The organism is Paraburkholderia sp. JHI869 (assembly GCF_038900775.1).
In the GTDB taxonomy this organism is placed as follows: domain Bacteria; phylum Pseudomonadota; class Gammaproteobacteria; order Burkholderiales; family Burkholderiaceae; genus Paraburkholderia.
The window spans coordinates 372,295-384,456 of record NZ_JAYMSC010000004.1 but is presented as its reverse complement, the minus strand read 5'-3'; the positions used below and the strand labels follow the sequence as shown (position 1 = coordinate 384,456).

Here is a 12,162-nt window from a genome sequence, read left to right as displayed (position 1 = left end):
TGTCGTCAGAAGTCGGAGTACAGCCGGCCGCGATTGAAGATGCGGGCCGGGTCGAAGGCGGCCTTCAGGCCGCGATGGATCTTCATGAGCGGAGCGGGCAGGGGCGTGAACACGCCCGCGCTGCGGTCGTAGTCGCGCCCCGTACGGAACATCGTGGCGTGGCCGCCGGCTTGCTTCGCGCTGATGCGCACCGTTTGCGCGTCGGTTTCCGTGATCCACCAGCGCTGCGCGCCGCCCCATTCCATGAGCTGCGCGCCCGGCAGTTGCAAGGGCTCCGCGATCGAGGGCAGCGCGAGCCGCCACAGCGCCGCGTTGGGCGCAATCGACGCAAAGAACGGATCGGTCTGCTCGCGCAGGCCCGCCCAGAAGCGCTCGGCTTCCACGGCGTCCACGACCTCGCCGCCCAGGCTCGAGCGGGCTGTCTTCACGGCCGCTTCCGCACCGGCGAGGCGCACCGCGAGCGTGCCGTTGCGCCAGGCGCTCGCCGTCATCGGCAGCGGGCGGCCGCCCCATTCGTTGAGCTTGCGTACGGCGTCGGTGCCGTTCATGTCGAACTTGAGCGTGGTTTCCGCTTGCGGCACCGGCAGCACCTTCACGGAAAGCTCCAGCATCAGGCCGAGCGTGCCGAGCGAGCCTGCCATGAGCCGCGAGACGTCGTAGCCCGCCACGTTTTTCACCACCTGGCCGCCGAAATGCAGCACCTCGCCGTGGCCGTTCATGAGCACCGCGCCCAGCACGAAGTCGCGTGCGGCGCCCGCGCTCGCCCGCCGCGGTCCGGCAATGCCCGCGGCAATGCAGCCGCCGAGCGTTGCCTGCGCGCCGAAATGCGGCGGCTCGAACGCGAGCATCTGGCCTTGTGCCGCAAGGGCTACCTCGATTTCCGTGAGCGGCGTGCCCGCGCGCGCCGTGATCACGAGCTCTGCCGGGTCGTACGCGATGATGCCGCGGTGCGCGCGCGTGTCGAGAATCTCGCCTTCGAGCGACTGGCCGTACCAGTCCTTGGTGCCTCCGCCGCGTATGCGCAGCGCCCGCCCATCGGCGCTCGCCGCCCGGATGCGTTCGGACCAGTCCGAGACGATGTCGTCCTCTTCCATGTCGTGATGGTCGCGCTCGTTCGTTATATCGTTCGTTCGATTGTACTGAGCGAACCTCGCCTGACAACCCGGGCCGGACCCGCATGCGGGTCACGCGATATGCATAGACGGCGCGGTGTTTTGCGCGTGCTTGTGCGTGCTTCTGCGTGTTTCGTGCGTGTTTCGTGTGTCTATCAGAAGCGCGGCAACTCGGGATGCGGCAGCAGGTTCCCCCGCACGTGCATGCGTCCGTACTCGGCGCAACGCGCCCGTGTGGGGATGCCCTTGTCGGGGTTGAGCAGCCTGGCCGGGTCGAACGCGTGCTTCACCGCATGAAACGCGTCGCGCTCCTGCGGCGAGAATTGCACGCACATCGAATTGATCTTCTCGATCCCCACGCCGTGCTCGCCCGTCACCGTGCCGCCCAGTTCGACGCAGGTTTCGAGAATGTCCGAGCCGAAGGCCTCTGCTCGGTGCCATTCGTCGAGGTCGTTGCCGTTGAAGAGAATGAGCGGGTGCATGTTGCCGTCGCCGGCATGGAATACGTTGATGCAGCGCAGCCCATACTGCTTTTCCATCTCGTGGATGCGCGCGAGCAGCGGCCCGATCGCGCGGCGCGGCACGGTGCCGTCCATGCAGTAGTAATCGGGCGAAATACGGCCCGCCGCTGGAAACGCGTTCTTGCGGCCCGACCAGAAGCGCAGGCGCTCTTCTTCTGTACGCGAGATCTGGATGCGCGTGGCGCCATGCTCGCGCAGCACCGTGGTCGTGCGCGCGATTTCGTCGGCGACTTCCTCGGGCGTGCCGTCGGCTTCGCACAGCAGGATCGCGGCGGCGTCGAGGTCGTAGCCCGCGTTCACGAACTCCTCCACGGCGCGCGTGGCCGGCTTGTCCATCATCTCGAGGCCGGCCGGAATGATGCCCGAGGCGATGATGCCAGCCACGGCGTCTCCGCCTTTCACGACGTCGTCGAAGCTCGCCATGATGACCTGCGCGGTTTGCGGGCGCGGAATCAGCTTGACGGTGACTTCGGTCACGATGGCGAACATGCCTTCGCTGCCGATCATCACCGCGAGCAGATCGAGGCCGGGCGCATCGGGCGCGAGCGAGCCGAATTCGACAATCTCGCCGTCCATCGTCACGGCGCGCACGCGCAGCACGTTGTGCACGGTGAGGCCGTACTTGAGGCAATGCACGCCGCCCGAATTCTCCGAAACGTTGCCGCCTATCGTGCAGGCGATCTGCGAGGAAGGATCGGGCGCGTAGTAAAGGCCGAAGGGCGCCGCCGCCTCGGAAACGGCCAGATTGCGCACGCCCGGCTGCACGGTGGCCGTGCGCGCGTAGGGATCGACTTCGAGAATGCGCTTGAAACGCGCGAGCGAAAGCACAATGCCGTGCCGGATCGGCATGGCGCCGCCCGAGAGGCCAGTGCCCGCGCCGCGCGGCACGACCGGCACGTCGAGGCGCCGGCAGATCTGCACGATGCGCTGCACCTGCGACTCGGTTTCCGGCAGCGCCACCGCGAGCGGCAGCCGCCGGTAGGCGGCGAGCCCGTCGCACTCGTAGGCGACGGTGTCCTCTTCGCGATGCAGCAGGCAATGCGCCGGCAATACGGCCATCAACGCCTGGACCACCTCGCGCTGGCGTTGCGCGAGCGCCTCCGGGCTCAGCTCGGGCAAGTTCGCCTCTGGTGCGTTCATGTCTCCTCCCGTCTGTTGCGCTTGTGTGCGCTCGTTCGCGCTTGTCGGTTACGCCGCCCAGCTGAAGATCTTGCCCGGATTCATCAGGTTGTGCGGGTCGAGTGCGTGCTTGATCGCGCGCATCGTTTCGATAGTGTCTGCGCCGTGCTCTTCCACAAGGAAGCCCATCTTGTGCAGACCCACGCCGTGCTCGCCCGTGCAGGTGCCGTCCATCGCGATCGCACGTTGGACGATGCGGTGATTCAGGCGCTCGGCCTCCTCGATTTCCTCGGGCTTGTTCGGGTCGATCAGGATCGCCACGTGGAAGTTGCCGTCGCCTACGTGGCCGACGATCGGGCAGGGCAGCGGCGAGGCTTTGAGATCGGTTTCGGTCTCGATCACGCATTCGGCGAGGCGCGAAATCGGCACGCACACGTCGGTCGTCACGGCGCGGCAGCCGGGCTTCAATTGCAGCATCGCGAAGTAGGCGTTGTGGCGCGCGTTCCACAGGCGGCTGCGGTCCTCGGGGCGCGTGGCCCACTCGAAGCCTTCGCCGCCGTGCTGCGAGGCCAGCTCTTGCACGAGCTGCGCCTGCTCGGCGACACCTGCCTCGGTGCCGTGAAATTCGAAGAAGAGCGTGTGCTTCTCGCGCAGCGTGAGGTTCGAATGCTTGTTGATCGCGCGCACCGCGAGCGAATCGATGAATTCCACACGCGCGATCGGCACGCCAATCTGGATCGTCTCGATCACCGTGCGCACGGCCTCCGCCATCGAAGGGAAGGCGCACACCGCCGCCGAGACCGCCTCGGGCTGCGGGTAGAGCCGCACCGTGATTTCGGTGATCACGCCGAGCGTGCCCTCCGAGCCCACGAACAGGCGCGTGAGGTCGTAGCCAGCCGACGACTTGCGCGCGCGCGTGCCGGTCTTGACCACGCGGCCGTCGGCGAGCACGGCGGTCAGGCCGAGTACGTTCTCGCGCATCGTGCCGTAGCGCACGGCGTTGGTGCCCGAGGCGCGCGTGGCCGTCATGCCGCCGATGCTCGCATCGGCGCCTGGGTCGATCGGGAAGAAGAGACCCGTGTCGCGCAGCGCTTCATTGAGCTGCTTGCGCGAGATGCCCGGCTCGACGGTCACGGTGAGGTCTTCGGCGTTGATCGAGAGTACGCGGTTCATCTGCGAGAGGTCGATCGACACGCCGCCCTGCACGGCCAGCAAGTGACCTTCGAGCGAGGAGCCGTTGCCGTAGGGAATGATCGGCACGCCATAACGGGCGCACAGCTTGACGATGGTCTGGATATCCTCCGTGCTCTGCGCGAACACGACGGCATCGGGCAGTTGCGGGTCGAAGGGCGATTCGTCGCGGCCGTGATGGGCGCGCACGGCTTCGGCGGTGGAGACGCGTTCGCCGAACGCGCTGCGCAGTTGATCGAGGAGTTCGGTGGGGAACGGGCGGCGAGCGAGGGCCGGCGGCGCGGGGTGATTCACGCGGGTGTCTCCTTCGTATGGATATGACTTCTGGCCTGGATCATTTTACGCTGAACGTCCGGAGCGCAAAGCCGGGCTCCGTATGCTGCGGTGCACGAAATCTATAATGGCCGCCGGGTGTGGGCGCGCATCATGCGCGACCAGCGCGAATTTTCATCCTCGGAGAGCACAACATGGGCAATCGCCTGAGCAAGATCGCAACGCGCACCGGCGACGACGGCTCGACCGGACTTGGCGACGGCAGCCGCGTGCGCAAGGACGACGCGCGCATCGCGGCGATCGGCGACGTCGACGAACTCAATTCGCAGATCGGCGTATTGCTCTGCGAAACGCTTCCCGACGACGTACGCGACGCGCTCGTTGCCATCCAGCACGACCTGTTCGATCTGGGCGGCGAGCTGTGCATACCGGGCCACACGCTCGTGACCGACGAACACCTCGCGCGACTCGACGCCTGGCTCGCGCATTACAACGGTACGCTGCCGCCGCTCAGGGAATTCATCCTGCCAGGCGGCTCGCGGGCGGCGGCGCTCGCCCATGTGTGCCGCACCGTATGCCGCCGCGCTGAACGCGCGGTCGTCGCACTGGGCGCCGCACCGAACTCAGGGCCGCCGCTCGCCGATACGCCGCGCCGCTACGTCAACCGGCTCTCCGATCTCCTGTTTGTCCTCGCGCGGGTGCTCAACCGCGCCGCGGGCGGCAGCGACGTGCTCTGGCGGCACGACCGCGGCGCGGGCAAGGGCGCGTAAAACATAACTGGGGCCCGAGCGCGCCCCACCGTCGCCCGAAAGAGACTGCTTCCCGCATCGCAAAAGCGTCACCGAAGCTCGCCGTAAAGCCATCCGCCGCGCGTTCGCGCCTCGCGCAATCCGGAAATTGCTGGGGTGCGACAAAATGCCTGGGTCGGGCTGTCGCATTAAAGATGTATCTTGTGTGCATCTTTACCAAGGAGAAGCCGCAAATGACTGCGCTCACCGCCGACCAGATGGCCCGCGTGAAGGCCACTGCGCCCGTTTTCGCCGAGCACGGCGCCACCATCACCAAGCATTTCTACAAGCGGATGTTCGCCGCGCACCCCGAGCTCAAGAACATCTTCAACCAGACGCACCAGCAAAGCGGCAGCCAGCCCGAAACGCTCGCTCGCGCGGTCTACGCGTACGCGGCGAACATCGACAATCTGGGCGCGCTCGGCGGCGCGGTCACGCACATCGCGCACAAGCACGCGAGCCTGAACATCCGTCCGGAGCACTATCCGATCGTTGGCCGCCATCTGCTCGGCGCAGTCGTGGACGTGCTCGGCGACGCCGTGGACCAGCCCACGCTCGACGCCTGGACCGTCGCCTACGAGCAACTCGCGAACATCATGATCGGCACCGAGGCGAAGTTGTACGAGGGCGCTTCGTGGAGCGGCTTCCGTCCGTTCAAGGTGATGCGCAAGCAAGTCGAAAGCGACGAGATCACTTCGTTCTATCTCGCGCCGGCCGACGGTGCATCCGCGGGCGGCTTCGAGCCGGGCCAGTACGTGAGCGTGACGCGCTTCGTCGACAAGCTCGGCGTGGATCAGCCGCGTCAGTACAGCCTCTCGGACGCGCCCCACGGCAAGTGGCTGCGCATCTCGGTGAAGCGCGAGGCGGGCCGCGGCGAAGCGCTGCCGGGCCACGTGTCGAACCTCATGCATGACGGCGTGGCAGAAGGCACCGTGGTGCACGTGAGCGCGCCGATGGGCGAGTTCACGCTCGATCGCAAGAAGAGCACGCCCGTCGTGCTGATGAGCGGCGGCGTGGGCATCACGCCGATGAAGTCGATGCTCTCCACGCTGATCGCTGAGCGCAGCGAGCGCCAGGTGACCTTCGTGCATGCGTGCCGCAACGCGAAGGTGCACGCATTCCGCGACTTTCTGCGTCACGCTGTTTCCGAGCACCCGAACGTCAAGCGTGCGGTGTTCTACGAAGAAGTCGGCGCAAACGATCGCCAGGGCGTGGACCATGACTTCGAAGGGCGCATCGATATCGGCCGTATCGAAGCCGACGTGCTGCTGCCCGACGCCGACTACTACCTGTGCGGCCCTGTGGCGTTCATGCGCGAGCAGCGCGAGGCGCTCATCGCCCGCGGCGTCGATGCCTCGTGCATCCACACGGAGATCTTCGGCTCCGGCATGCTGTAACGCTGCGCACTGACGTTGCATACTCAGTACACCGAATGATAAAAACGCCGCGCGAATGCGCGGCGTTTTTTCGTGTGCGGCCGTAAATCGTGTATCGAATTGCAACCGGTGTCACTCGTTCGAAGCTCGTCGGTTCACGGCGCGATATCCCGATGGCGATATCGAGAGCCTGCGCCGGAAGATCCGCGCGAGGCGCTCGCCGCGCGGCACGCCGCAGCGTTGCGCGATCTCGTCGATGGGCAGATTGGTTTGCGCGAGCAAAAGGCAACTCGCATCGAGCCGCGTGCGCAGCAGATATTCGGACGGCGTGAGGCCCGTTTGCGTCTTGAAGTGGCGCAGGAAGTTTCGCATGCTCATCTGTGCGACGCGCGCCGCATCGGCGACCGAGATCGGCTGATGGTAGTTTTCGCGCAGCCAGTGCGCGGCCGAGCTGATCTTGCCATTCGCGCTGTCCGCCTCGCCATCGTCGAGCATGGGGCCGAGCCGTTCCCACGAACCCGGCATCGAGTCCTCGGAAACGCGCTGCGCAAGCGCCACACCGTGATTGCGCTTGACGACCTTGAGCGCGGCGACGAGCGCCTCGGAAGGCGCCACGACCGAAGCGCCGGCGTTGCGCGCTTCCAGCGCGCGGCGCAGCCGCTGCGCCGAGTTTGCCGTACTGCCGCCCGTGCGCAGGAAGGGCACATCGGCGGCGGCGAGCACGGCGCGTCCCTCGCCGAGCGCGCGGATGATGCGCACTTTCGGTGCGAGCGTCTGCAGCCGCGTGATGAGCCGCGCATTGTCGCGCGCCTGGATCGCGCCTGGGCCGCCAGCGATGAAAAGTGTATCGAAGCCGCTGCGCAGCGGGCCATGCAGGCTTTCGGACCATATCCGCAGGCCGCAGCCGCTGGCTACGTTGCCGCCAGGCTCGGAGAGCATCACGACCGAATAAGCAGGAAGCGTGTCGGCGCAGGCATCGTTCGCGAGACGAAACACATCGGCGAGCAAGGTCACGTCCCCGAGCGGGAAGCCCTCGAAAACCAGGATGCCTATGCGTTTGGCCACGTGTCCGAGCTTCAAATGAGCGCCGCGCGGCTGGAAAACGGCTTGCCGGCAGACCACTCGATCGATGTACATGGCCGGTTCCTCGCGCAGAAAGGATTCGCAGGAGTACGTTGCGTTTTTGCGCCGCGTGCCCTCATCCGGCTGAGTGGGGCTGTTACATGCGGTCACATCACGCTCTCGGGATTCATGATAGGCCGGTGAGCCGCTGACGCACGGCGCAGTCTGAAAATGCCGAGAAGTTGGCAGAATGGCTCGGTATGGGCTGGTAGGGTGGCTCGCCCCTGATTTGGCCTCGGTCGCGTGTTGCAAGCGGCCTTTGCGGAGCGCAAGAGGGCGAACGCGCGCGTCACGCGTGAGCTTCACGAAAGCCACGCGGGCAACGCAAAGCGCGTGGGCGCGACTGGCACTCGCGAGCTTTTAGCAAAAATATTGTTTCGTATTCTTGTGCACGTCGTCGCGCGCGAGTAGCTCTTCGGGCCAGAGCCACGCGTACTGGCTATGCTGGTCGAAGCGCCCGACGGGCACCGCGCTATCCAGCATGAGCGCATAGGCGAGCACGACGTAGTGCGTGCCGATACCGTTCTCCGCCGCGAAGTTGTCGGGATAGTGATGCTCGTATACACCGACGAAGCGCGCCGAGGAGCGCTGCATGCTCGCGATGCCCAGCTCTGTTTCGACGATGCGGGTGAACGCGGCGTCTAGCCGTTCGTCCTTGCGGATGCGTCCGCCTGGGACGAACCAGGTGCCCCGCGCGGGGCGGTTGCGCCGCTGGCCCAGGAGCACGCGGCCGTCGGCGTCGGTGACGATCAGGTCGATCGCGACGAGCGGTGCGAGCCGCACCACCTCCAGGAATTCTGTAGGTGAGAGCATGGACGAGCGTATCCGCGGGGTGTCGGTCGTGTCGATTAGATGGTCCGAAGCGCAGTCGGTGCGCACACGTCGCGTGCGAGGCACACGGCACGTTCAAGAGCAGTCTAGGCGGCCCAAAATCGCGTTGCACTGTCTAGAGCCGCCTAAGTCTCGCTATCGTGGGCCAAGATGTTAGTGCTTGCCCATGCGCTCAAGGCTTCGGCGCCACGTAGCCCGCGGGCGTGATGGCAGTCGATCTGGCCACATCGGCGTTGTCCGACACCACATAGACGGGCGATTCGGTCAGACGCAGCGGGAGCATGCCATCGTTGTAAGTCATCGTGGACGGGTTGCCCATCATGTCGAACACGCTCACCTGGCCCGAGCGCCCGCGCGCGTCTACCTGAAGCGTGTAGTTCGTCGCCCGCGTTGCATCGAAGCCGGTCTTCGCGCTCCAGCGCGCGTTGACGTGGCTCCACAGCGCCGTGATCACCTTGCCGCCACCCTTACTGTCCTTGCTGCCCGGCCGCGCGAACGCATAAGCGTAGACACCCGCGGGCGTGCCGCGCAGCGGCCCGACTGTATACGTACCGTCGATTAGCCGCGTCATGGTCGCGACCGCGAGCGCGGCCGGCTTCGGACTGATGTTCGACGCGCCGTACATGCCCTTCGGATGCTCGAGTTCGAAGAACACGCCGTAGCCGGGCGTCGTCTCCGGCATGTCCGCCCCATAGAAGATGAACGTGGTGTCCGCGCCTTCGCCGAGCAAGATCAGATGCGCGCGCGCCACGACCGCCGCCTGCGCATAGAGCGTTTGCGCATCGGGATAGTTGGCCGCGTAGTTCGTACCGATGTCGTAACTAATACCGGTTTCGGTCACGAAGAGCGGGGCGCCCGGCTTGAGCACGTCGCGCATTGTCGCGCGCAGCTCGCGCATGGCTTCGGGCAGCGAAAGCGTGCCTTTCTCTGGCGCACCGTACAAACGCTCCGGCGGATGCGAAGGGCTCGTGCCGAAATCGTAGTAGCCGTGGATCGTCACGCCATCGAGATATTTAGCAATGCCAAGCGGTGCGAACTTCTTGAGCCACTCCGTGTTGCCCTGCACGCCGGCATAGGTTGGACCCATCACGATCGCCGACGGGTCGGTGGAGTGGATCCCTTCGTAGACAGTCTTGTAGAGATCGACGAAATTAGCGTCCGAGTCTTTCCACGGCAGCCCACCGTCCTTATCGGGTTCCCATGTGACCTGATAGTAGTTGTGCGCCTGGCGCGGGAAGACGCGCGCGCGGATGCGTGCGGATTCCGTGCCTACACGTGCCATGTAATCGCGCAACTTCGCCAATGAAGAAGGTAGATAGCTGTGCGTTTCCTTGCCTTCCGGACTCGCCCACCCAGGAAAGCCGTCGAGCGTGATCAAGCGCATGATGTCGCCGGGCTTGAACTGCAGATCGAGCTGGGAAGCGGCGGCGTCGAACGTGTTGGGACCTTTCGGCTCCATGACATACCAGCCGCGTTTGTCGTTGGCCCACGCAAGGCCGAGGTTCGTATAGAGCGGCCGCAAGCCATCGCCACCGCAGCAGTGCTGTCCGGGCGCAATATATGCGGAGCCTTGTCCGCCGAAGCGGTGCAGGTCCTGGCGCGCGAAGGTGGGTGCGGGAAGTGCTGCGCTCACGTCGGGCAGCACGCCGAAAGTGGTGATGCCAGCGGGCCGCGTACCGCGCTGGGGCAAACCCGTAGAAGGCTGCGAAGCCAGCGACGCCGAAAACGCGAAGTAGCCTGCCGGGAGCATCGTGCAGGCGAGCCACGTGACGCGCGGGCCCCCCGCCACCGGGAAAGTGCCGCTTGCTTGCGGGCGGTTCCACGTGTCGGCGATCTGCCAGTGCACCTTGTCGTCGTGCGCGGCATTCGTAGTTACGACGATACGGACACCTTTGCCGCGCGCAAAGAGGCGCGTGCCGTCGCTGCCGGGCGTATCCGCCGAGATGACGTCGTCATTGCCGCCCTCAGTTGCGGCACTGCCGGCGACGCTCCTGCAAACGGGCGCGTCTGCGGCGCGGCAATGCATTGCCGGCAGCAGCACGCCGAGCATGCCAAGCGCGAGCGTTGCGGCCGGCACGCGTGAAAAAGCGCGCGAGCCGCGCGCGGCAGGAGGGTGTGCGAGAGCGGATGCAAGGGCTGGGCGCAATGTCATTAGCGGTTTCCTCACAGCATGAAAGGGTAAGACTAGTTGTTCGAGCAAGTCATTTGACGCCAGCCTCCAGGCTTTTCGCGCAATTTTCCCTCGAAGCCCGGCGCGGGAGTTGTGCAGTGCTCTCGGAGCCCAATCATATAAAGCGGCTTTTTGTGAATTTTTTTATTGTGCAGCGCAAACAGGATTTAACAGGTTTAAAATGCGCTTCGAATGCTCGAATTTGGAGCGCAAAGCTTCTTAAACATCATTTAATCAGACGAATAGACTTGCAGTCTTTTATTGTCGCTTCGCTTCCATCCCATGCGTACGCATCGATCGGAAAGCGTCGAATGATTTTGTCGTAACAAAGGCGAAAATACCTGCCTGTAACGATTATCTGGCACTTTTGCCCATTCGATGTAATCGAACGAATTGCCTTTCACGCGGTTTGCTTTTTGTCATTTGAGTTGGCGCTTAAACCTCTAATCGGTCCTCGACCGGACTAAATGCGCCAATGTCTCGCCAGTTTCGGTCAGTCGTCGTTGCGGGAATTTTTCTCTGCCTATGATGCACTGCACATGGAATGCTATCGAAATGCTATTACCGGGACTTTTCGCTTTGTACGGGGGATTGTTTAGGGGAAAAGCATGGCGTACGCAAGTCTGGATTTGCCGTCGTTCAGTCGCCCGCACCTGGTTACCGCGGGCATCAGTCGAGAGGTGCGTCACATCGCAATTCTGCTGTTCGATGGTTGTTCGCTGCTCGGCGCCGGTATTGTGGCTGAAGTGTTTCATGTAGCGAACGAACTCTCGACAGACACCGCTCGCAGCGCTCCTTACGATGTAAGCATCCTTTCAGCCGATGGCGGCAATGTGACGTGTTCGTCATCGGTACGGGTCTGGACTGACGGACTCGATGCACGCCACTACGTCGGCTTCGACGCGCTGTTCGTGGCGGGCGGAAAGGGCGCCTTTGCGGCCGCTAACGACGAGCGTCTCGTCGCATGGCTGCGTCGCGTGCATGCGAACACCGGCACGATTCGTCCGATTGGTGAAGGGCGTTCATTGCTCGAGGCAGCGAGTCTGTGCGGCCAGCGCACCCAGCACGAGTTCGGCTCGTATGCGATGCAGACGGGACGCGAGGAAGCGGGCGGCGACGCCGGCGACCGGCTCGAGTCGATGAAGAGCGCGCTCACGCTCGTCAAGCGCGATCTGGGCGTGGACGTTGCGCGCGCGGTGACGGAGCGGCTCATGCCCGATTCGGGCGGCAACCTGTTGCCGTTTCTCGGCGACGCGCTTGGCAGCGCACCGGCTGACAAAGTGCGCGCAGCGGCGCGTTGGCTGCAGGAAAACTGTCAGCGCGCGATTTCGATAGCGGACGCTGCACAGGTCGCCGCGATGAGCGAGCGTAACTTTCTACGCCGCTTCAAGCTGGAGATGGGCATCACGCCATCCGATTACTTGCTGCATGCACGCCTGGCCATTACCTGCAGCCTGCTCACCGATTCGGAATTGCCGGTCGACAAGATCGCGCGCCGCACCGGCATGGGCAATGGCGACCGCCTCGCCAAGATCTTTCGCAAACGCATGATGATTTCGCCCACCGAATACCGCGAGCAAAGCCGCCGCGAGGCCGGCGTAGCCGTCTCGTAACGCCGCGGTAACAACGGTCGCACTTCGTTACAAACGGGGTCGCTAT

Annotated in this window: 9 protein-coding genes; 3 read left to right on the top strand and 6 right to left on the bottom strand. The window is 64.6% G+C overall.

From position 1 onward, the window contains the following. Positions 1-5: 5 nt before the first annotated feature. The 3 genes from glcE to VSR72_RS10665 all read right to left on the bottom strand — a co-directional run bounded on the left by glcE (position 6) and on the right by VSR72_RS10665 (position 4,237). Positions 6-1,094 carry a glycolate oxidase subunit GlcE gene (gene glcE / locus VSR72_RS10675; protein ID WP_342952337.1) on the bottom strand — a complete coding sequence of 363 codons (1,089 nt, stop codon included), beginning with the start codon at positions 1,092-1,094 and terminating at the stop codon, positions 6-8. A 173-nt stretch (positions 1,095-1,267) separates the two neighbouring features. Next, the gene (locus tag VSR72_RS10670) at positions 1,268-2,773 is read right to left on the bottom strand and encodes an FAD-linked oxidase C-terminal domain-containing protein (RefSeq protein WP_028201996.1); all 1,506 of its coding nucleotides are present in this window, start codon (positions 2,771-2,773) and stop codon (positions 1,268-1,270) included. 48 nt (positions 2,774-2,821) lie between these two features. Continuing rightward, complete coding sequence (locus VSR72_RS10665) at positions 2,822-4,237, bottom strand: FAD-linked oxidase C-terminal domain-containing protein (RefSeq protein WP_342952336.1); 1,416 nt, start codon at positions 4,235-4,237, stop codon at positions 2,822-2,824. Between the two features lie 173 nt (positions 4,238-4,410). On the opposite strand from VSR72_RS10665, the gene VSR72_RS10660 reads away from it, so the two are divergent. After that, the gene (locus VSR72_RS10660) at positions 4,411-4,986 is read left to right on the top strand and encodes a cob(I)yrinic acid a,c-diamide adenosyltransferase (RefSeq protein WP_342952335.1); all 576 of its coding nucleotides are present in this window, start codon (positions 4,411-4,413) and stop codon (positions 4,984-4,986) included. 212 nt (positions 4,987-5,198) lie between these two features. Beyond that, positions 5,199-6,401, top strand: a complete 1,203-nt coding sequence (gene hmpA / locus VSR72_RS10655; protein WP_342952334.1) for an NO-inducible flavohemoprotein — start codon at positions 5,199-5,201, stop codon at positions 6,399-6,401. Positions 6,402-6,512: 111 nt separating this feature from the next. On the opposite strand, the gene VSR72_RS10650 is transcribed toward hmpA, so the two are convergent. The 3 genes from VSR72_RS10650 to VSR72_RS10640 form a co-directional block, all read right to left on the bottom strand. Further along, positions 6,513-7,517 carry a helix-turn-helix domain-containing protein gene (locus VSR72_RS10650; RefSeq protein ID WP_342952333.1) on the bottom strand — a complete coding sequence of 335 codons (1,005 nt, stop codon included), beginning with the start codon at positions 7,515-7,517 and terminating at the stop codon, positions 6,513-6,515. Between the two features lie 345 nt (positions 7,518-7,862). Next, positions 7,863-8,315, bottom strand: coding sequence for a GDP-mannose mannosyl hydrolase (locus VSR72_RS10645; RefSeq protein ID WP_342952332.1), 453 nt, complete (start codon positions 8,313-8,315; stop codon positions 7,863-7,865). Between the two features lie 190 nt (positions 8,316-8,505). After that, the gene (locus tag VSR72_RS10640) at positions 8,506-10,485 is read right to left on the bottom strand and encodes a hypothetical protein (protein ID WP_342952331.1); all 1,980 of its coding nucleotides are present in this window, start codon (positions 10,483-10,485) and stop codon (positions 8,506-8,508) included. 626 nt (positions 10,486-11,111) lie between these two features. Here VSR72_RS10640 and VSR72_RS10635 point away from each other — a divergent pair. After that, positions 11,112-12,116 carry a helix-turn-helix domain-containing protein gene (locus tag VSR72_RS10635; RefSeq protein WP_342952330.1) on the top strand — a complete coding sequence of 335 codons (1,005 nt, stop codon included), beginning with the start codon at positions 11,112-11,114 and terminating at the stop codon, positions 12,114-12,116. Positions 12,117-12,162: the final 46 nt, after the last annotated feature.

Excerpts from the sequence above, each read along its gene's own strand:
- hmpA (WP_342952334.1), top strand. The coding sequence starts at position 5,199 with ATGACTGCGCTCACCGCCGACCAGATGGCCCGCGTGAAGGCCACTGCG.
- glcE (WP_342952337.1), bottom strand. The coding sequence starts at position 1,094 with ATGGAAGAGGACGACATCGTCTCGGACTGGTCCGAACGCATCCGGGCG.
- VSR72_RS10640 (WP_342952331.1), bottom strand. The coding sequence starts at position 10,485 with ATGACATTGCGCCCAGCCCTTGCATCCGCTCTCGCACACCCTCCTGCC.
- VSR72_RS10670 (WP_028201996.1), bottom strand. The coding sequence starts at position 2,773 with ATGAACGCACCAGAGGCGAACTTGCCCGAGCTGAGCCCGGAGGCGCTC.
- VSR72_RS10645 (WP_342952332.1), bottom strand. The coding sequence starts at position 8,315 with ATGCTCTCACCTACAGAATTCCTGGAGGTGGTGCGGCTCGCACCGCTC.
- VSR72_RS10660 (WP_342952335.1), top strand. The coding sequence starts at position 4,411 with ATGGGCAATCGCCTGAGCAAGATCGCAACGCGCACCGGCGACGACGGC.
- VSR72_RS10650 (WP_342952333.1), bottom strand. The coding sequence starts at position 7,517 with ATGTACATCGATCGAGTGGTCTGCCGGCAAGCCGTTTTCCAGCCGCGC.
- VSR72_RS10635 (WP_342952330.1), top strand. The coding sequence starts at position 11,112 with ATGGCGTACGCAAGTCTGGATTTGCCGTCGTTCAGTCGCCCGCACCTG.